Annotated in this window: 17 protein-coding genes and 6 tRNA genes; 21 read left to right on the top strand and 2 right to left on the bottom strand. The window is 48.7% G+C overall.

Annotated features, from left to right (window positions below; translation table 11 throughout):
• The first annotated feature begins 193 nt into the window (after positions 1 to 193).
• From lolB to B5D35_RS03350, 12 genes are all read left to right on the top strand, one after another.
• The gene (gene lolB, locus B5D35_RS03405) at positions 194 to 802 is read left to right on the top strand and encodes a lipoprotein insertase outer membrane protein LolB (RefSeq protein ID WP_078751232.1); all 609 of its coding nucleotides are present in this window, start codon (positions 194 to 196) and stop codon (positions 800 to 802) included.
• Positions 802 to 1,653, top strand: a complete 852-nt coding sequence (ispE, locus tag B5D35_RS03400) for a 4-(cytidine 5'-diphospho)-2-C-methyl-D-erythritol kinase (protein ID WP_078751197.1) — start codon at positions 802 to 804, stop codon at positions 1,651 to 1,653. The genes lolB and ispE overlap by 1 nt, the downstream gene beginning before the upstream one ends.
• 42 nt (positions 1,654 to 1,695) lie before the next feature.
• Complete coding sequence (locus B5D35_RS03395; protein ID WP_067419947.1) at positions 1,696 to 2,640, top strand: ribose-phosphate pyrophosphokinase; 945 nt, start codon at positions 1,696 to 1,698, stop codon at positions 2,638 to 2,640.
• A gap of 147 nt (positions 2,641 to 2,787) precedes the next feature.
• Positions 2,788 to 3,378, top strand: coding sequence for an aminoacyl-tRNA hydrolase (gene pth / locus B5D35_RS03390; protein ID WP_078751196.1), 591 nt, complete (start codon positions 2,788 to 2,790; stop codon positions 3,376 to 3,378).
• Between the two features lie 95 nt (positions 3,379 to 3,473).
• On the top strand, positions 3,474 to 4,565 hold the full coding sequence (gene ychF, locus B5D35_RS03385; RefSeq protein WP_078751195.1) for a redox-regulated ATPase YchF: 1,092 nt from the start codon (positions 3,474 to 3,476) through the stop codon (positions 4,563 to 4,565).
• A gap of 233 nt (positions 4,566 to 4,798) precedes the next feature.
• A tRNA-Met gene (locus B5D35_RS03380) sits at positions 4,799 to 4,875 on the top strand.
• Positions 4,876 to 4,913: 38 nt separating this feature from the next.
• Positions 4,914 to 4,998 (top strand) — tRNA-Leu (locus B5D35_RS03375).
• Between the two features lie 55 nt (positions 4,999 to 5,053).
• A tRNA-Gln gene (locus B5D35_RS03370) sits at positions 5,054 to 5,128 on the top strand.
• A gap of 12 nt (positions 5,129 to 5,140) precedes the next feature.
• Positions 5,141 to 5,217, top strand: a tRNA-Met gene (locus tag B5D35_RS03365).
• An 87-nt stretch (positions 5,218 to 5,304) separates the two neighbouring features.
• A tRNA-Leu gene (locus tag B5D35_RS03360) sits at positions 5,305 to 5,391 on the top strand.
• A gap of 59 nt (positions 5,392 to 5,450) precedes the next feature.
• A tRNA-Leu gene (locus B5D35_RS03355) sits at positions 5,451 to 5,535 on the top strand.
• A gap of 252 nt (positions 5,536 to 5,787) precedes the next feature.
• Entirely contained in the window at positions 5,788 to 7,257 is a 1,470-nt protein-coding gene (locus B5D35_RS03350; protein ID WP_244556494.1) for a protein adenylyltransferase SelO, read from the top strand.
• Positions 7,258 to 7,351: 94 nt separating this feature from the next.
• Here B5D35_RS03350 and B5D35_RS03345 read toward each other — a convergent pair whose 3' ends face one another.
• Positions 7,352 to 8,512: a 2-octaprenyl-3-methyl-6-methoxy-1,4-benzoquinol hydroxylase gene (locus tag B5D35_RS03345; RefSeq protein ID WP_078751194.1), complete on the bottom strand. Its 1,161-nt coding sequence runs from the start codon at positions 8,510 to 8,512 to the stop codon at positions 7,352 to 7,354.
• Between the two features lie 296 nt (positions 8,513 to 8,808).
• On the opposite strand from B5D35_RS03345, the gene miaB reads away from it, so the two are divergent.
• The 6 genes from miaB (at position 8,809) to B5D35_RS03315 (ending at position 15,008) form a co-directional block, all read left to right on the top strand.
• On the top strand, positions 8,809 to 10,233 hold the full coding sequence (miaB, locus tag B5D35_RS03340; protein ID WP_078751193.1) for a tRNA (N6-isopentenyl adenosine(37)-C2)-methylthiotransferase MiaB: 1,425 nt from the start codon (positions 8,809 to 8,811) through the stop codon (positions 10,231 to 10,233).
• Between the two features lie 103 nt (positions 10,234 to 10,336).
• Positions 10,337 to 11,413, top strand: a complete 1,077-nt coding sequence (locus B5D35_RS03335; protein ID WP_078751192.1) for a PhoH family protein — start codon at positions 10,337 to 10,339, stop codon at positions 11,411 to 11,413.
• The gene (ybeY, locus tag B5D35_RS03330) at positions 11,414 to 11,878 is read left to right on the top strand and encodes an rRNA maturation RNase YbeY (protein WP_078751191.1); all 465 of its coding nucleotides are present in this window, start codon (positions 11,414 to 11,416) and stop codon (positions 11,876 to 11,878) included. It begins immediately after the preceding gene.
• A 25-nt stretch (positions 11,879 to 11,903) separates the two neighbouring features.
• A complete protein-coding gene (gene corC / locus B5D35_RS03325; RefSeq protein ID WP_078751190.1) occupies positions 11,904 to 12,773 on the top strand; it encodes a CNNM family magnesium/cobalt transport protein CorC in 870 nt (289 codons plus the stop codon).
• Between the two features lie 7 nt (positions 12,774 to 12,780).
• A complete protein-coding gene (gene lnt, locus B5D35_RS03320; protein ID WP_078751189.1) occupies positions 12,781 to 14,310 on the top strand; it encodes an apolipoprotein N-acyltransferase in 1,530 nt (509 codons plus the stop codon).
• Positions 14,311 to 14,423: 113 nt separating this feature from the next.
• Positions 14,424 to 15,008 carry a lipid-binding SYLF domain-containing protein gene (locus tag B5D35_RS03315; RefSeq protein WP_078751188.1) on the top strand — a complete coding sequence of 195 codons (585 nt, stop codon included), beginning with the start codon at positions 14,424 to 14,426 and terminating at the stop codon, positions 15,006 to 15,008.
• A 52-nt stretch (positions 15,009 to 15,060) separates the two neighbouring features.
• Here the strand turns inward: B5D35_RS03315 and B5D35_RS03310 are convergent, their stop codons facing one another.
• Entirely contained in the window at positions 15,061 to 15,546 is a 486-nt protein-coding gene (locus tag B5D35_RS03310; RefSeq protein WP_078751187.1) for a zinc ribbon-containing protein, read from the bottom strand.
• Positions 15,547 to 15,653: 107 nt separating this feature from the next.
• Here B5D35_RS03310 and leuS point away from each other — a divergent pair, with 107 nt between their 5' ends.
• From leuS to holA, 3 genes are read left to right on the top strand one after another with little or no spacing between them, the layout of a single operon-like run.
• Entirely contained in the window at positions 15,654 to 18,227 is a 2,574-nt protein-coding gene (gene leuS / locus B5D35_RS03305) for a leucine--tRNA ligase (RefSeq protein ID WP_078751186.1), read from the top strand.
• A gap of 15 nt (positions 18,228 to 18,242) precedes the next feature.
• Entirely contained in the window at positions 18,243 to 18,911 is a 669-nt protein-coding gene (locus tag B5D35_RS03300) for an LPS-assembly lipoprotein LptE (protein WP_078751185.1), read from the top strand.
• The gene (gene holA / locus B5D35_RS03295; protein ID WP_078751184.1) at positions 18,908 to 19,936 is read left to right on the top strand and encodes a DNA polymerase III subunit delta; all 1,029 of its coding nucleotides are present in this window, start codon (positions 18,908 to 18,910) and stop codon (positions 19,934 to 19,936) included. Before B5D35_RS03300 ends, holA begins: the two co-directional genes overlap by 4 nt.
• Positions 19,937 to 20,035: the final 99 nt, after the last annotated feature.

Genomic DNA, 20,035 nt, shown 5'->3' with positions numbered 1-20,035 from the left:
TTCCCCATCCCGCTAACACAGCGAAGTGTGAATTTTTCGCCACACGTCATACAGTTGTGTTTATTTTTTATACTACACCTCGTCCGGTTCACCTTCAAAAACTCTACAACTATAACTGAACCGAGATTTATCATAGCGAGATGGATATAATCCTAGGACTCCAATCAACATGGAGTTTGACATGGAGTTTTCAATGCATCGACAACTACGCCTTTTTCTTTTGCTATTCCTCAGTTTCCTTGGCCTATCCGGTTGTACGACAACGCCTCCCGCTCCATTAACGCAATGGGAAGCGCATCAGGCCGCATTATCAGAAATCCAACATTTCACAGTCAAAGGCAAGGTGGCATTCATTAGCCCAGAACAACGCGTCTCTGCTAACTTTGTCTGGCAACAAGAAGGTGACACACTCTCACTGCGTTTAAGCAACTTCTTGGGAGCAACCTTACTTAAATTGGATGCGACGCCAACACATGCTGAATTAGTTGATAACGATGGAAAACGTTACATAGGGAAAAATGCAGACAAGCTATTAAAGTCACTAACGGGCATAGCATTACCTGTCGATGACATGATGTTCTGGATTAAAGGCCTTCCTGCGACGGGCAACGACTATCAACTTGGGGCGGACAACCGCTTAGCATCGTTGAGCGAAAACAACATCGAATCAAACAAACCCGGTTGGCAACTCGATTACGTTAGCTATGACGCAAATACAGCCAGCCTGCTGCCATCCAAAATCAAAATGATAAAGAATGACCAGAAAGTGAATCTCGTCATTTCTCAGTGGATATACGAATAATGCATCAGCCATCCGTTTGGCCGTCACCCGCCAAGCTTAATTTATTTCTTTATATAACGGGTCGCCGTGACAACGGATACCACGATTTACAAACGCTTTTTCAGTTTCTCGATTACGGCGACAGTTTAACTATCACGCCTAACGAGACAGGCTCTGTGACCTTGTCTCCTGACATTGAAGGTCTTTTGCCGCAAGACAATCTTGTCTATCGTGCAGCCATGGCCATTAAGTCAAAAACAGGTTGCAAAGCGGGCGCCCATATCCATATTGACAAAATTTTGCCCATGGGCGGCGGTCTCGGCGGCGGATCGTCTAACGCCGCAACAGCGCTGATTGCACTGAATTATCTTTGGGAAACCAAACTTTCCATCGACGAACTCGCCGAGATGGGTCTAGCATTAGGGGCTGATGTGCCTGTCTTTGTTCGGGGCACCACCGCATTTGCAGAAGGTGTGGGTGAAAAGCTGCAACCTGCCGACGCACCTGAGAAATGGTATTTAGTGGCAAAACCGGACGTTAGTATCGCAACCGCCAAAATTTTTGGACACGAAAATCTGACTCGCAATACACCCAATCGCACATTAAATGAGCTATTGGCGGAAAAACACGAAAACGATTGCGAAAAGATCGTGAGAGAGTTGTTCCCAGAGGTTGATAAGGCCATTTCGTGGCTGCTAGAATACGCGCCGTCAAGATTGACTGGAACAGGTGCCTGTGTCTTCGCTGAGTTCGAAGATGAAGCAGCCGCTCGTTCGACATTAAACCAATTGCCCGACTGGCTTACTGGGTTTGTAGCGCGTGGTGTAAACACGTCACCGCTTTTCACCACCTTGAATTCACAAACACAATGAGATAGTCAACACTCAATGGATACTACCCCGAGGTTTTCCACCGTGCCTGATATGAAGCTGTTTGCTGGTAATGCAACGCCTGTACTCGCCCAACGCATCGCGAATCGCCTATATATGTCACTAGGTGACGCAACTGTTAGCCGTTTTTCTGACGGTGAGGTGTGTGTACAAATCAATGAAAACGTACGGGGTAGCGACGTATTCGTTATCCAGTCGACATGTGCGCCAACCAACGACAATCTAATGGAATTGGTTGTGATGATCGACGCACTGCGTCGTGCATCAGCTGGCCGAATCACTGCAGTTATTCCTTACTTTGGCTATGCACGTCAGGACCGTCGTGTTCGTTCAGCACGTGTGCCAATTACTGCGAAAGTCATTGCAGACTTCCTGTCTAACGTTGGTGTTGACCGCGTTCTGACTGTAGATCTGCATGCCGAGCAGATTCAGGGCTTCTTCGATGTGCCTGTTGACAACATCTTCGGTACGCCTGTTCTGCTTGAAGACATGCTGGCGAAGAAACTGGAAGATCCAGTTGTCGTTTCTCCAGACATCGGTGGCGTAGTACGTGCACGTGCAACAGCAAAACTGCTGGACGACACTGACATCGCTATCATCGACAAACGCCGTCCACGTGCAAACGTTTCTCAGGTTATGCACCTGATCGGTGACGTTGAAGGTCGTGACTGTATCATCGTTGATGACATGATCGACACCGGCGGTACGCTATGTAAAGCAGCAGAAGCGCTGAAAAACCGTGGCGCGAAGCGTGTATTCGCTTACGCAACTCACGCGGTATTCTCAGGCAATGCGCCTCAGAACATCAAAGATTCTGTGATTGACGAAGTGATCGTCACTGACTCAATCCCACTGAGCGCGGAAATGCAAGCAACCGGTAAAGTGTCTCAACTGACACTGTCAGGCATGCTAGCTGAAGCAATCCGTCGTATCAGCAACGAAGAATCTATCTCTGCAATGTTCGACTAATTGTCGGATCCAGTCAGAGAAAAACGCCTCGCTCTCGCGAGGCGTTTTTGTTTTGCGCAGATAATGGTAGGATAAGCCGCTTTTGGCGCAGGTAGGTTTGCTTACCTGTGCTCGTCACTGAAAATTCAGAACAACGAGAATCTCTGCGTGAGCGATCAAATTCGTCTTTTAGTGGGTCTGGCAAATCCAGGGCCAGAATATGCTAAAACCCGCCACAATGCGGGTGCTTGGGTCGTTGAAGAGCTGGCACGCATTCATAACGTGTCGCTGAAAGAAGACAAAAAGTACTTTGGCTTGACTGCCAGAATCAGTGTAGGTGGCGAAGATCTGCGTTTGTTGATCCCGACAACCTTCATGAACCTGTCAGGTAAATCAGTTGCCGCGCTCGCGAAATTCTTCCAAATCAAACCGGAAGAAATCATGGTCGCCCACGATGAACTCGATTTACCTCCAGGTGTTGCCAAGTTCAAAAAAGGCGGTGGTCACGGTGGCCACAATGGCCTTCGCGATATCATCAGTAAGATGGGCAACAACAAAGAATTCTATCGTCTTCGTGTCGGTATCGGACACCCTGGACACAAAGACAAAGTCGCAGGCTACGTGCTGACGAAAGCACCTGCGAATGAACACAGCCAAATCGAGCAAGCTGTCGATGAAGCGGTACGCTGTATCGACATCCTGCTTAATGACGATCTGGCTAAGGCGCAAAATCGCCTACATACATTTAAGGCGCAATAAGCCAAAGGCTAAAGCGCTGATACCAAACGGATTAAATCGTGAGTATTTAATTCGAGCGGTATTATCCTGTTTCTACAACGAAAGGTTACCATCTCATGGGTTTTAAATGCGGTATCGTTGGTTTGCCAAACGTCGGTAAATCAACTCTGTTCAACGCTCTGACCAAAGCAGGTATTGAAGCGGCAAACTTCCCGTTCTGTACTATTGAGCCAAACACTGGCGTGGTACCCGTGCCAGATCTGCGTTTGGACGCACTGGCAAAAATCGTTAACCCACAGCGTATCCTGCCAACCACGATGGAATTCGTAGACATCGCAGGTCTGGTTGCTGGCGCATCTAAAGGTGAAGGTCTGGGCAACAAATTCCTGGCTAACATCCGTGAAACTGATGCAATTGGTCACGTTGTTCGTTGTTTTGAAAACGACAACATCATCCACGTTGCCGGTAAAGTTGACCCAGCTGACGATATTGATGTTATCAACACTGAACTTGCACTGTCTGATATGGAAGCGTGTGAGCGTGCTATCCAACGCCAAGCGAAGAAAGCGAAAGGCGGTGACCGCGACGCGAAATTCGAAATCAGCGTTCTGGAAAAACTTCTTCCAGTACTGGAAGAAGGCAACATGTTGCGTTCAGTGTCACTGACCAAAGAAGAAAAAGCAGCGGTAGACTATCTGAACTTCCTGACGCTGAAACCAACCATGTACATCGCGAACGTGAACGATGACGGTTTTGAAAACAACCCATACCTGGATATCGTGCGCGAAATCGCCGAGAAAGAAGGCGCGACTGTTGTTGCAGTTTGTGCTGAAATCGAAGGCGAACTGTCTGAACTGGACGCTGATGAAGCGGCCGTATTCCTAGAAGAAATGGGTCTGGAAGAACCAGGTCTTAACCGTGTTATCCGTGCGGGCTACGATCTTCTGACGCTGCAAACTTACTTCACCGCTGGCGTGAAAGAAGTACGTGCATGGACAATCCCTGTTGGTGCAACAGCACCACAAGCGGCAGGTAAAATCCACACTGACTTCGAAAAAGGCTTTATCCGCGCTGAAATCATCGGTTTTGATGACTTCATCCAAAACAACGGCGAAGCGGGTGCAAAAGTTGCCGGTAAATGGCGCTTGGAAGGTAAAGAATACATCGTTAAAGATGGCGACGTAATCCACTTCCGCTTTAACGTATAAGCATTTACTGCAAAGCAATCTAAAAAAGCTGGCGAGAGCCAGCTTTTTCTCGTTCTAAGGCAACAAAATACGGATACCTGAAAGCCATTGTTGTCATAAATGCCGCCACATTGTTTAAATTCACACCGAAGTCGTTAAATCTCTAAAAAAACCTTGGAAAAAGGGTTGACGGCTCACACGCTTCTTCGCATAATGCGCCCCGCACTCAGGGGGAAGCCTCTGAAATTAAAGATGGCTACGTAGCTCAGTTGGTTAGAGCACATCACTCATAATGATGGGGTCACAGGTTCGAATCCCGTCGTAGCCACCATTCTTTTAGTGCGACGTTTTCAGAAAGAAAACAACAATGCGGAAGTAGCGAAATTGGTAGACGCACCAGATTTAGGTTCTGGCGCCGCAAGGTGTGAGAGTTCAAGTCTCTCCTTCCGCACCATTACTCTTCATTGAGTAAAAGATTCAAGAATCATGCTTTACAGCGTGATTTCTGTTGGGGTATCGCCAAGCGGTAAGGCAGCGGCTTTTGATGCCGCCATTCCCTGGTTCAAATCCAGGTACCCCAGCCACATATTTGGTTTGGCTACGTAGCTCAGTTGGTTAGAGCACATCACTCATAATGATGGGGTCACAGGTTCGAATCCCGTCGTAGCCACCACTAATATCGAAGGTCTTGAGACTTTCAACCAGATAAGAGAAACTACCTAATCTCGGAAAGCCAAGGCTTTCAGTCTGAACAAAATTTGCGATGGTGGCGGAATTGGTAGACGCGCTAGCTTCAGGTGTTAGTGTCCTAACGGACGTGAGAGTTCAAGTCTCTCCCTTCGCACCAATCCCCTTGCTCTATAATGAGAGTCAGACAAGGTTAAAAACTGACCAGTAATACTGTATGCGGAAGTGGCGAAATTGGTAGACGCACCAGATTTAGGTTCTGGCGCCGCAAGGTGTGAGAGTTCAAGTCTCTCCTTCCGCACCATTACTCTTTCAGAGAGTAATAAATCACGATGTTATAAGTGATTACAATTGGGGTATCGCCAAGCGGTAAGGCAGCGGCTTTTGATGCCGCCATTCCCGGTACCCCAGCCATATTCTGAGAGCTCGCCTTACGGCGGGCTTTTTTCGTTTCTGCCTCCTCACTTTATCCTGCACGTATTCCCTGTTTTCTCTGTGGTTGCATCAACATCCAATATCTGTACGCTTTAATAAGGACAGAAAGGAAGTGGTCGCCGTGAGTAATACAAATCCGATTTCAAACCAGATTTACCTCGATCTGCCAAATGACATGTACACGCCTCTCGCACCAAAGCGTGTGGAATCTCCCACTCTTCTGGCACTTAATCACAACCTGTTGAAAAACTACGGGCTTGATTGCGAATGGTTCGAAGGTACTGAAGGTATTTCCTACCTTGCAGGTAATGGCGACTATTCAGCGTCCAATCCGATTGCAATGGCGTATGCGGGTCATCAATTTGGCCATTACTCTCCTTTGCTTGGCGATGGCCGCGCTCACTTGCTGGGCCAACTCAAAATCTCAGATGAGCAATACATTGACGTCCAACTGAAAGGTTCTGGAAGAACGCCCTATTCTCGTGGTGGCGATGGCCGAGCAACCGTAGGTGCCGTGATCCGAGAATATTTGATGGGTGAAGCCATGGCTGGCTTAGGCATTCCAACCACTCGCACGCTCGCCATCTTGGGTACAGGCGAACGCGTCATGCGAGACTACCAGATGGTCCCCGGCGGTATTCAGGCACGTGCGGCGTCGAGCCATATTCGGGTGGGATCTTTTCAGTACGCTTACGCCAAAAGCGGAGAGTCTGGTGTCAAAGCACTGGCCGATCACTTGATTGAACACCATTATTCAGCACTGTCTGAACGCGATGATAAATACCCAGCTCTGTTAGAGGCCATCGGCATTCGGCAAGCTAATCTTATCGCTCAGTGGATGTTAGTTGGCTTTATTCACGGCGTCATGAACACAGACAATATGTCATTGGTTGGAGAGACCATCGATTTTGGTCCGTGCGCGTTCATGGATGAATTTAAAGCAGGCAAAGTATTTAGCTCTATCGACAGAGAAGGGAGATACGCGTGGAACCAACAAGCGAATATTGGTTACTGGAACCTTTCGCGTTTGGCGGAAACCTTGCTGCCTTTGTTTGACAGCGACTCAGAGCAAGCCATTAAGATTGCCGAAGCGCATCTGCAAATTTACATCTCAACCTTCCAAGAAACGTTCCAGCTAGGACTAAAAGCCAAACTCTGCATGACATCTGATAACGAATTGGCGGAAGATTTGATTAACAGTGCGCTTCCTACTATTGAACGCGAAGGCATCGACTTTACTTTGTTCTTCGATGCACTGACACGTCACGCCCAAGGCGAGAGTGACGCTGAATTGCTGTCGCTGTTTTCATCTGCCGATGTCGGGCAAGCGTGGTTGTCTCAGTGGGCGCAAGAGAGAGATAGCAGCGACGAGGCACTTGCGGCGATGCGACAAGCGAACCCCGCATTGATCGCCCGAAACCATCAGGTCGAGAAAACGATTGAAGATGCGATGGAACGAAATGACTTCACCCTTTTCCATCGCTTGGCTGAGGCATTAAAAACACCGTATCACGTCTCTGAAGAGAATCGCGACTTGCAAGCCGCCCCAAAGCCGCAAGAGCGCGTATTGCGAACCTTCTGCGGCACATAACAGTTGCGCAAAATGAGATTTAGCGACATTTCTGACGCAGGATAAATGGCGATAAGCATTAGGCAAGTCGCCATTTAGGCAAGTAAGAATGACGCTAAAGCCCCATCGCGTATTTAAGCACCTGCTGCTTGATTGCCCCGCTGTTCTCGGCCAACTTTAATCCGACGTTACGCAGCAATTTTAGCGGTGCAATATCATTGCTAAAGCCGCCATAGAACACGTCCATGCCCGTTTGCATCATGAGGTTATCGGGTTTTCGCTTGTATTCGTAGGCTTTCAATACTGTTTCATCCAGCCATTCAACACCCGCATCAGCCACCACATCCAGCAAAGCATCCACGTCTTTAAAGCCAAGATTCACCCCCTGCCCGGCCAAAGGATTAATCGTATGGGCCGCATCACCCAGCAATACCACATTGTTTCGGTAGTAACGTTGCGCGTGACGACGAGTCAGTGGGAAAGCGCCTTGCCCAAGTACCTCAATATTCCCCAACTCTTTCGGGAAATGCTTCAATACCTCATCACGCAGAGCGTCTGGTGACAAACCGCAAAGTTGTTTGATGCGTACTGGCGTGTCATACCAGACCAGCGAGCCTTGATGGCCAGGAAGCGGCAAGAAAGAACGCGGCCCTTCTGGCGTAAACCACTGCCAAGTAATGTCTTGTTGTGGTAACTCGGTTTTTACGTTAATCAGCATGCAGTGCTGACGATAATCCCACGCTGTCACACCTATTTTGGCGTAATCACGTACTCGTGAGTTGGCGCCGTCAGCCCCCAACAACCACCGACCATGAAGCATCTCGCCACTTTCCAACTCAACCACATGGCCGTTTTCGTCGGACCGCATAGCGACGATATTACCTGGGCAGATAATCTCCATATTTGGCTGCGTTTCGCAGCCCTTCCACAGGGCTAACTGAAGGATCCGGTTTTCAACAATAAATCCAAGTTCTGATAGCTTCATACTGTCAGCATCAAATCGAATACGGCATTCTGGATGTTCCCAGGTTTCGAGACGTCGATAAGGACAAAGTCGCATTTCAGAGACATCGCCCCAAACTTTCAAGGATTTAAGCAGACCAATAGATGCAGGAGAAATCGCGGAAACACGCAAATCCATTGGCTGTTCAGGCGAATAGGGGATTGGCGCATTGCGCTCAACCATCGCGACACGTTTTCCCTGCTTCGCAAGGCCCAGCGCAGCCGCAGCCCCCACCATGCCACCGCCCACGACAATAATATCGAATTGTTTCATAACAAAATCTCTTTAGAAGCTGGTCTCATTCTACCTGTAAGCCGCCCAGTTAGTACAAGAACTACAAAACTTCGGCGACAATTCCACTAAAAAATTTGGGGGGAACGCGATCTGGTCACAGATTGACTAAAGCAGTACAATACGCGGCTTATCAGAGCCCAGCCCAATCATTTGAAAGTGCTGGAGCAAACAGAATTGTGAATTCCGGTTGAGATGTAAAGAGGCCAGACCGCATGCCTTCATCGAATCACACTCAACTGAAAGACGTAAAAACATTAACATGAGCAATAAGTTACATGGCTAAGAAACTGCTGATCAAAACCTGGGGCTGCCAGATGAACGAATACGATTCATCAAAAATGGCAGATCTACTTAACGCGGCTGGTGGCTACGAGCTGACCGAGGTGCCGGAAGAAGCGGATGTGCTGCTTCTGAATACCTGTTCAATCCGTGAAAAGGCTCAGGAAAAAGTGTTCCACCAGCTAGGTCGCTGGAAAAACCTGAAGGATCATAAGCCTGACCTAGTCATTGGCGTAGGTGGCTGTGTAGCAACGCAGGAAGGCGACCACATTCGTGAGCGTGCACCGTATGTTGATGTGATTTTTGGTCCACAGACTTTGCATCGTCTGCCACAAATGATCAAACAATCTCAGCAAGATCATGGCCCAGTGATGGACATCTCCTTCCCTGAGATCGAAAAATTCGATGCCATGCCAGAACCTCGCGCTGAAGGCCCAACCGCATTCGTTTCTATCATGGAAGGCTGCTCTAAGTACTGCACCTACTGTGTTGTGCCTTACACCCGCGGTGAAGAAGTTAGCCGTCCTATAGACGACGTACTGTTTGAGATCGCGCAACTTGCAGAGCAAGGCGTACGTGAAGTTAACCTGTTGGGCCAAAACGTAAACGCATACCGTGGTGACACCCATGACGGCGACGTATGCACCTTTGCTGAACTACTGCGCTATGTGGCAGCGATCGACGGTATTGACCGTATCCGCTACACCACCAGCCACCCAATTGAATTCACCGATGACATCATTGAAGTCTACCGTGATACGCCAGAATTGGTTAGTCACCTTCACTTGCCAGTGCAAAGTGGTTCGGACCGTATATTGACCATGATGAAGCGCCCTCACACGGCGATTGAGTACAAGTCAAAAATCCGCAAACTGCGTGCAGTACGTCCTGATATCGCAATGAGCTCAGACTTCATTGTCGGTTTCCCAGGCGAAGAAGACGCCGATTTCCAAGCGACCATGAAGCTAATTCGTGATATTAACTTCGACATGAGCTTTAGTTTTGTCTTCTCACCTCGCCCAGGTACGCCGGCGGCAGACATGCCAGACGATACGCCAGAGCAAGTGAAGAAAGAACGCTTGTATGAGCTGCAACAGCAAATTAACGCGCAAACGATGATTTTTGCCCGTCAAATGCTGGACACTGAACAACGCATTTTGGTTGAAGGCCCATCACGTAAAAACTTGATGGAGTTGCGTGGCCGGACAGAAAATAACCGAGTGGTGAACTTTGAAGGTTCTATGGATTTGATCGGTCAATTTGTTGACGTGAAAATCACAGATGTACTGACTAACTCACTGCGCGGTGAACTGATTCGCACCGAAAAAAAAATGAACCTGCGTGTGGCAATGTCACCTGCGGAAATGATGGCAAAAACGCGCAAAGAAGATGATCTTGGCGTAGGCGTGTATACTCCGTAATAGACCGGAGGCCAATAAGCCATCCCTGGCCCTGCAATGACGCAGGGGTAATCACCGTTATCGGCACAAGATACAAGTGCCGATAACACTTGCGAGGACAGCGTTGAACAAAATCATTACTCTGGAAGTATCACTGGAACCAGCTGATAATTCACGCCTTGCCAGCCTGTGCGGCCCGTTTGATGACAACATCAAGCATCTCGAACGCCGTTTGGGTGTGGAAATTAACCACCGTAGTCATGAATTCTCTGTTGTCGGCAAGCCCCATTCCGCCGCGGCAGCGATTGATATCTTAAAAACGCTTTACGTTGAAACTGCGCCCGTTAAAAACCGTTATCCGGATATAGAACCGGATCAGATCCATTTAGCGATCAAAGAAAGCGGCGTCTTAGAGCAAAATATCGAGTCCACGATCCCCTACGGCAAAGAGATCAACATCAAGACCAAAAAAGGTGTTATCAAGCCTCGTACTCCGAATCAAGCGCAATACATCACAAATATGGTGACACATGACATCACCTTTGGTGTGGGACCTGCAGGCACAGGTAAGACCTATCTTGCTGTTGCAGCAGCGGTTGATGCTTTGGAACGTCAGGAGATTCGTCGCATTCTGCTCACGCGTCCAGCGGTTGAAGCTGGTGAGAAGCTCGGTTTCTTGCCAGGTGATTTGAGCCAAAAAGTCGATCCCTATCTTCGTCCTCTTTACGACGCTCTGTTCGAAATGTTGGGTTTTGAGCGTGTAGAGAAATTGATTGAGCGTAATGTCATCGAAGTCGCACCGCTTGCTTACATGCGTGGTCGAACCCTAAATGATGCCTTCATCATTTTGGATGAAAGCCAAAACACGACCGTCGAGCAGATGAAGATGTTTCTGACCCGCATCGGTTTTAATAGCCGCGCGGTGATCACCGGTGATGTTACCCAGATCGATTTACCTCGAAATGCGAAATCGGGCCTTCGCCACGCCATTGAAGTGTTAGCAGATGTGAATGAAATCAGCTTCAACTTCTTCTTGGCTGACGATGTTGTTCGACATCCTGTTGTTGCCCGCATCGTGCAGGCTTACGACGCATGGGAAGCAGAAGATGCACGTGCCCGCAAGAAAGCGGAAGAACGTCGCTATCAAGAAAGAGAAGCCTCTACTACGACCGCTACACACTCAGAAGAGAAGCAATCTTAAATGCAATATTTCGTCGATCTTCAAATCGCGACACAAAACACTGATAATCTGCCTTCAGAACAACAGCTACAAGGCTGGTTTCAGCAGGCTGTAAAATCTTTCCGTGAGCAAGCGGAAGTGACTATCCGAATCGTTGACGAATTCGAAAGTCAGTCTCTTAACCGTGACTATCGCGGTAAAGACAAACCGACAAACGTTCTGTCATTTCCGTTCGACGCTCCCCCTGGTGTAGAGTTAGATCTGCTGGGTGACTTGGTTATTTGCCGCCAAGTGGTAGAGAATGAGGCAGAAGAGCAGAATAAAGAACTGTTTGCCCATTGGGCGCACATGGTTGTACATGGCAGTCTCCATCTGCTAGGTTATGACCATATTGACGATGAAGAAGCGGAAGATATGGAGTCTCTAGAGATTTCCATTATGAATGCGCTGGGCTTTGATAACCCATACGCAGCCGACTTTATCTAATATCAACGTTGTAAAAATTGAGACAATGAACGAAGACAACTCACAAAGCTCTGAAGGTCCGAGTAGAAAGACCTTCTTCGAACGTTTAGGACAGTTCTTTCAGGGTGAACCGAAAGACCGTCAGGAACTGGTAGATGTATTCCGTGACTCGGAACAGAACGATCTGATCGACCACGATACACGGGATATGCTCGAAGGCGTTATGCAGATTTCTGAAATGCGCATTCGAGACATCATGATTCCACGCTCGCAGATGGTGACCATAGAACGCTCACAACCTCTTGAAGAAATCATCACGATTATCAATGACGCGCAGCATTCACGCTACCCTGTGATCAGCGACGACAAAGACCATGTTGAAGGCATTTTGCTAGCAAAGGATTTGCTGCGCTATTTGATGGCGAGCAGCGAACCTTTTGACATCGACAAAGTGATCCGCCCTGCTGTGGTCGTGCCGGAAAGCAAACGTGTCGATCGTCTGCTGAAAGAGTTCCAGGAAGAACGCTACCATATGGCGATTGTTGTCGATGAATTCGGCGGCGTCTCCGGCGTGGTAACCATTGAGGACATTCTTGAGGAAATCGTTGGCGACATCGAAGATGAATACGACGATGAAGAAGAGCAAGAAATCCGCCAGCTTAGTAAGCACACCTTCGCGGTGAAAGCGCTGACGACACTGGAGGACTTCAATGAGAAATTCGGTTCTAAATTCAATGACGACGACATTGACACGATTGGTGGCTTGGTAATGACCAGCTTTGGTCATCTGCCAACACGTGGCGAAGAAGTGGACATCGAAAACTTCCATTTCAAAGTCACGGCAGCTGACAGTCGACGTATCATCCAATTGCAGGTTACTATTCCAGATACGACTGTAGAGGAAGAAACGGCTTAAACGTCAAATGCTAGCTATACAAACTTTAAAACGGCCCCAAGTATTCATGCGGATCTTCGGGGCCGCTTTTTCTGGTGCACTCGCCACGCTGGCCTTCGCACCCTATTCCTTCTGGCCAGCGATGCTAGTTGCCTTGGTATCACTTCTTTTGCTCATTCATGGGCAATCCCCGAAACGCGCCGCGTTAATCGGCTTCAGTTGGGGCCTCGGCCAATTTGGCACAGGCATTGGCTGGGTTTATGTTGTCATCGCCAACTTCGGTGGGCTTCCCACGGCGGTAGGTTTGACCCTTATCGCATTGCTGGTCATGTTCCTGTCACTGTACCCCGCGCTGTTCGCGTTTGTACTGCAACGTATCAGATTGCCGCTGTCGCTTTCTTACCTATTGTTTGCGCCCTCATTGTGGCTACTTATCGATTGGTTTCGAGGCTGGTTCCTCACAGGCTTTCCTTGGTTATGGCCAGGCTATAGCCAAATAGATGGACCCTTGGCGTCATTTGCGCCAATGTTTGGCGTTCAGGGCATTACGCTGGCATTGCTGATCATTGCGGGTTCTGTGGCTATCACCGTGCTTACTCGTAAGGTTTCGGCGCTAACCCCTGCGCTTGTTGTTGCCATTGTCGGCACCCTATCCAGTCAGATTAACTGGGTACAGGAAACGGGCAAAGACGTTGACGTCGCTATGGTACAGGGCAACGTCCCGCAAGAGCTGAAATGGTTGCCAAGCCAACGCTGGCCAACGCTATTGAGCTATCAAGACATGACACGCCAAAATTGGGATGCTGACATCGTCATATGGCCAGAAGCCGCCATTCCAGCATTGGAGCGTGATTTACCCGATTTTTTGCACCGCCTCGACGCGGCGGCAATCAATAATCACGCCGCATTGATAACGGGTGTGCTCGACCAAACCGATGATGGGCAGTTTTACAACAATGTCATCACCTTGGGTGAGAATGGCGAAAATGGTTATACCTACCCAGCAAAGCAGAGCTACAGCAAGCACCACTTGTTGGTGTTTGGTGAATTCGTCCCTTTTGCTGACCTGCTTCGCCCGATAGCGCCGCTGTTTAATCTGCCGATGTCATCGTTCAGTCGAGGCAATTACACGCAACCTAACATCAATGCAAAAGGCTACCAATTGGCGCCTGCAATTTGCTATGAAATCGCTTTCAACGACCAAGTAAGGCAAAGTTTGACACCTGACTCTGATTTCATTCTCACATTGTCCAATGACACTTGGTTTGGCACGTCGATCGGCCCACACCAGCATCTGGAGATTGCGAGAATGCGCGCCTTGGAAAACGGCAAACCCGTTCTTCGGGCAACCAACACTGGCCTCACTGCTGCTATTGGGTATAAGGGCGAATTGATCAAACAGATTCCTCAGTTTGAAACCGAGGTGCTCAGAGCCAAAGTACCAACAACCAAAGGACAAACACCGTATACCCAATTTGGTGATTGGCCGTTATATGTTTGGATTTTGCTCTCAATGGGTGCCGCATTCTTTATGGCAAGAAAACAGAAAAATCCATAAGTGTTTAGTTTGTCGCAAAAGTAAGAGAGAACATTCCGTCTCTCTTCAAGTCTAATTCAGGCAGAGTGCTTACAATGCCACTCTGCCTGTTTTCTTTTGTGAGGGAGTCACTTATGAGTGCCGCTTTGCGTTTTTCTCTGGGCTTTTTCCTTGCCCTATCTACCCTTTTTGTTAAACCCGCGTTCGCCGAAACAGATGCCGAATTGTTTGCCGATACCCGCGCTGTGCTTGCGAACTTTCACCGCTTTGAATCTGTGAAGCCCTTTTTTGAAAATGCCTATGGCTACGCTGTGTTCCCGTCTGTTGGAAAAGGTGGCTTTTGGATTGGTGGCGCATATGGCAACGGTTTGGTTTACGAACGAAATAACACTGTCGCCAAAGCTGAGCTTGTACAAATATCCGTAGGCTTTACCTTCGGTGGACAAGCGTTTAGCGAGATTCTCTTCTTTGAAGACAAAGCCACCTTTGACAACTTCATGTCAGGCAGTTTTGAGCTTGGCGCGCAGGCATCTGCGACGGCACTGACTGAAGGAGCCGCCGCACACGTAGGCACCACTGGCACGTCCGCCAGTGCTGGAAACACCCAGTCAAAAGCCTATTACATCAACGGTATTTCCATTTTCACGCAAGCTAAAGGCGGCCTGATGATTGAGGCAGCCATCGCTGGGCAGAAATTCAATATCGAACCATTAAGGTAGAATCAAAATGGTTGCATAGAGGGTGCTCGACGCGCCCTTTTTTGTATTTCTGTCAGGCCGGAAATGCCTTACGGCTAAATTGTTTATTGCCACATTTTAAGCAAGGTCTCAGCACATCAACATGGGTATGTTCGGTTTGATTGCCACACTTCTCGCATATCAAAATTCCCAGCCCCACAACTTCACCCGCCGAATAGACACCATGATGCTGAATATCTTGCAGTACTTCCCGCCACTCAAGCTGCGTTTTGTCAGTTATTTCAGCCAACTGCTCCCATAGCGTATTGGCGATAAGGCTTTTAAAAAGATCGCTATCCGCTTTTTCAGACTCTGACTCGTTATATCGTGCGCCAAACTCCTGCACATCACGTTTAAAGTAAGCTTCGATCAATGCCAGCTCATCTTTGGTCATATCTGACGCTGCTGTAAAATAGCGTTCAGACAGCTCAACCCAACGCTGTAGCTCCTCAGGACTGTGCTTTAACGCGTCTCGGATCCGCTGAACAAGCACTTTATATTCCGCTTTTTGCTCTGGCATAGGTCACCTCTGCATTCAAGTGTTGTTGCGACTTCTACCTTTAGCTATTCTATGTCGATTATTTTGGTTCATTTTATACCTATCTCACAATTTCCCGGATGTCATCGATGCAAGAACAATACCGTCCACAGGACATAGAGCCCAAAGTTCAGGCTGAATGGGACAACAACAAGACCTTCGTAGTTACTGAAGATCCAAGCAAAGAAAAATTCTATTGCCTATCCATGTTCCCATACCCTAGCGGTCGCCTACACATGGGTCACGTACGTAACTACACCATCGGTGATGTGATCTCTCGCTACCAGCGCCTACAAGGCAAGAACGTGATGCAGCCTATCGGTTGGGATGCATTCGGTCTGCCAGCAGAAAACGCAGCGGTTAAAAATAAAACCGCGCCTGCGCCGTGGACTTACGAGAACATCGAATACATGAAGAACCAGCTGAAACTGCTGGGCTTCGGCTATGACTGGGATCGTGAATTCGCAACCTGTACGCCAGAGTACTACCGTTGGGAACAAGAATTCTTCACAAAACTGTACGAAAAAGGTCTGGTTTATAAGAAGACGTCTTCTGTTAACTGGTGTCCAAACGACCAAACCGTTCTGGCGAACGAGCAGGTTGAAGACGGCTGCTGCTGGCGTTGTGACACGCCAGTAGAGCAAAAAGAAATTCCACAGTGGTTCATCAAAATCACCGCGTATGCGCAAGAACTGCTGGACGATCTGGAAACACTGGATGGCTGGCCTGAGCAGGTGAAAACCATGCAGCGCAACTGGATTGGCCGCTCTGAAGGTGTAGAGCTGAAGTTTGAAGTTGCTGGTGAAAGCGATCTGGAAGTGTACACCACGCGTCCTGACACGCTGATGGGCGTGACTTACGTCGGTATCGCAGCCGGTCACCCACTGGCGACCAAAGCTGCACAGAACAATCCAGAGCTGGCAGCATTCATCGAAGAATGTAAAAACACCAAGGTTGCTGAAGCAGAGCTAGCGACCATGGAGAAGAAGGGTATGGACACTGGCCTAAAGGCTATCCATCCTTTGAATGGCCGTGAAGTGCCAATCTTCATCGCTAACTTCGTACTGATGGATTACGGCACAGGTGCGGTAATGGCAGTACCAGGTCACGATCAGCGTGACTACGAATTCGCAACCAAGTACGGCCTGAACATTGAGGCTGTGATCTTGGCAGAAGACGGCAATGCTCCAGACATCTCAGAAGCAGCGCATACTGAAAAAGGTGCTCTGTTTAATTCTGGTGAATTTGACGGCCTAAGCTTCGAGCAAGCGTTCGATGCGATTGCAGCCAAATTGGAAGCAGAAGGCAAAGGCCACAAGACTGTTAACTTCCGCCTGCGTGATTGGGGTGTATCTCGTCAACGCTACTGGGGTGCTCCAATCCCAATGGTGACCACTGAAGATGGCGAAGTACATTCAGTGCCTGTTGATCAACTGCCTGTGCTATTGCCAGAAGACGTTGTGATGGATGGCGTAACCAGCCCTATCAAAGCGGATAAAACGTGGGCTGAAACCACCTACAACGGTCAACCTGCACTGCGTGAAACGGACACCTTCGACACCTTCATGGAGTCTAGCTGGTACTACGCACGCTACTGTTCACCAAAAGCAGACGAGATGCTGGATTCAGACGCAGCAAACTACTGGCTGCCAGTAGACCAGTACATCGGTGGTATTGAGCACGCGGTCATGCACCTGCTGTACTCTCGCTTCTTCCACAAACTGCTGCGTGATGCAGGCTACGTGAAGTCTGACGAGCCGTTCAAGCGTCTTCTGTGCCAAGGCATGGTGCTGGCTGATGCGTACTACTACAACAACGACAAAGGCGCGAAAGTTTGGGTTTCTCCAACTGAAGCCACCTTTGAGCGCGACGAGAAAGGCCGCATCACCACAGCAGTAGATACTGAAGGTAATAACCTCGTTCACTCAGGCATGACCAAAATGTCTAAGTCGAAGAACAACGGTATCGACCCACAAGAGATGGTTGATAAGTACGGTGCTGACACCGTGCGTCTGTTCATGATGTTCGCATCACCAGCAGACATGACCCTTGAGTGGCAAGAATCTGGCGTTGAAGGTGCTAACCGCTTCTTGAAGCGTGTTTGGAAGCTGGTCTTCGAACACACTGCGAAAGGTGACGTAGCCGCTCTGGATACATCTGCACTGAACGCTGATCAAAAGACGCTACGCCGTGAAGTTCACAAGACAATTGCGAAAGTGAGCGATGACATTGGCCGTCGTCAAACCTTCAACACCGCGATCGCCGCGGTGATGGAACTGATGAACCGTCTGACCAAAGCACCTCAAGACACTGATGCTGACCGTGCAATCCTAGACGAAGCAGTGAAAGCTATCGTTGCGATGCTTTACCCAATCACCCCGCACATCAGCACTGAGCTGTGGGCTGCGCTGGGTCAAACTGACATCGACAACGCGGTTTGGCCGGTAGCAGACAACGATGCAATGGTAGAAGACGAGAAACTGATCATTGTTCAAGTGAACGGAAAGCTTCGTGCGAAAATCACTGTTGCAGCTGATGCGGCGAAAGACGACGTTGAAGCGATGGCACAGAATGATGAGCACGTAGTGAAATTCACGGAAGGTAAGACCATCCGTAAAGTCATCTACGTACCAGGTAAACTGGTTAATATCGTTGCTAACTAATACAGGGAGTATTCGGTGAAATCGATCTTTCGCTCTCTCCGAACCCTGCTAGTCGTGGTGGCCGCTTTGGCCACCGCTTCTTGCGGATTCCACCTTCGTGGCAGCTACAATTTGCCCGATGAAATTAAAACCCTCTCGGTCACGAGCTTTGACCAGTATGGCAAGCTAACAAGGGAAATGAAGACCCAGCTTCGCCAATACGACATCGACCTCGTCACACCCACAGCGAAAGTCGCCAACCTCAATCTGAATGGGGAAAGTTACGGCGAAAGCACCTTGTCTTTGTACCAAAACAGCCGTGTTGCCGAAAAGCAATTTGCGTATAGAGTGAGCTATTCGGTTACCGTTCCCGACAAAGGCAGCTATAACTTTTCTACTTCTTTGAGCCGAACCTATCTTGATAACCCATTGACAGCACTTGCTAAATCCGTAGAAGAAGAGATGTTGGCTCAGGAAATGCGGGTGGAAGCGACCAAGCAGATCATGCGTCAACTTGCACGCTTGAATGCGCATATTGAAGAATATGAGCTAAAACAAGCAGAAGAAAAGGCCCTGCGTGAGCTGTATCAAGGTGTTGACCAGAAAAAGCCAGCCATGACGATTGAAACCCGTTTTGAAGGGAAAGACGATCAACGCGGAAAACCACTTTCTAACTACTCCACCAGCGGTGAAAGTACGCAATGAGGGTTTATCCAGAACAACTGACACAACGTCTCTCTCAAGGCTTGTGTCAGTCTTATCTGTTGTTTGGGAATGAGCCTCTTCTCAAACAAGAGTCGATCCAAGCTATTGTGGATGAAGCAGCAAAGCAAGGCTTCGATGAAAAGCACCGCTTTACGATCGACAATCAGCTCAACTGGCAAGACGTTTATGACTGTTGTCAGGCGTTAAGCCTGTTTGCCAATCGGCAGATCCTCATCATTACGTTTCCTGAAAACCCACTGACAGCCGCGCAGACAAATGCGTTAAAAGAGCTAGCTCCGCTGCTGCATCAAGATGTGTTAGTGGTGTTTGACGGTCCGCGCCTAAACAAAAAGCAAGAGTCGACACAGTGGTTCACCTTATTTCATAAAAATGGCTTATACGTGCCGTGCAATACGCCCGACGCGCGCCAATTGCCACGTTTTATTGAAAACCGCTGTCATGGTCTTGGCCTCAAACCCGATCACGAGTCTGTTCTTTTGCTGGCACAGTGGCACGAAGGCAACTTGCTGGCGCTATCCCAAAGTTTGATGAAGCTTCAACTGCTCTACCCTGATGGCGAGTTGACACTGGTACGGTTACAAGACGCATTGTCTCGTAATAACCACTTTACCCCTTTCCAGCTCACTGATGCGTTGATCGAAGGGAAAGCCAAGCGCGCTATCCGTATCCTTCGTCAATTAGAAGCCGAAGGCGTAGAGATCACCATCTTATTACGTGTGATTCAAAAAGAGCTGGTTCAGCTATGCAAAATGCAGGAATACGGTGGGTCTGGGATGGGTCTGAGTAAAATTTTCGACCATTTCCGTGTTTGGCAAAATCGTCGGGCGCCACTGACCGCGGCTCTGCATCGCTTGCCATTGCCTGCACTGATGCAGTTATTACGAAGCTTGGCAGAGATTGAAACCATGGTTAAGACTGACTTTGACAGTCAACCTTGGCCAGCTCTCGCAGAATTTAGCCTCAATATGTGCGGGCATTCTGTCCGACTGTCACCTGTCAACTAACTGTCAATTAGACATCAACGTATTTTATTCAAATGCGCCAATGTTATAATTTTTCGATCCATTCAGCAGAATGGGCGTTCAATACCTCAAGGCCAAACG

This window comes from Enterovibrio nigricans DSM 22720 (assembly GCF_900167155.1).
Classification (GTDB): Bacteria; Pseudomonadota; Gammaproteobacteria; order Enterobacterales; family Vibrionaceae; genus Enterovibrio; species Enterovibrio nigricans.
Note: the sequence above shows the minus strand (reverse complement) of the source record. Positions and strands in the feature narration are given on the sequence as shown.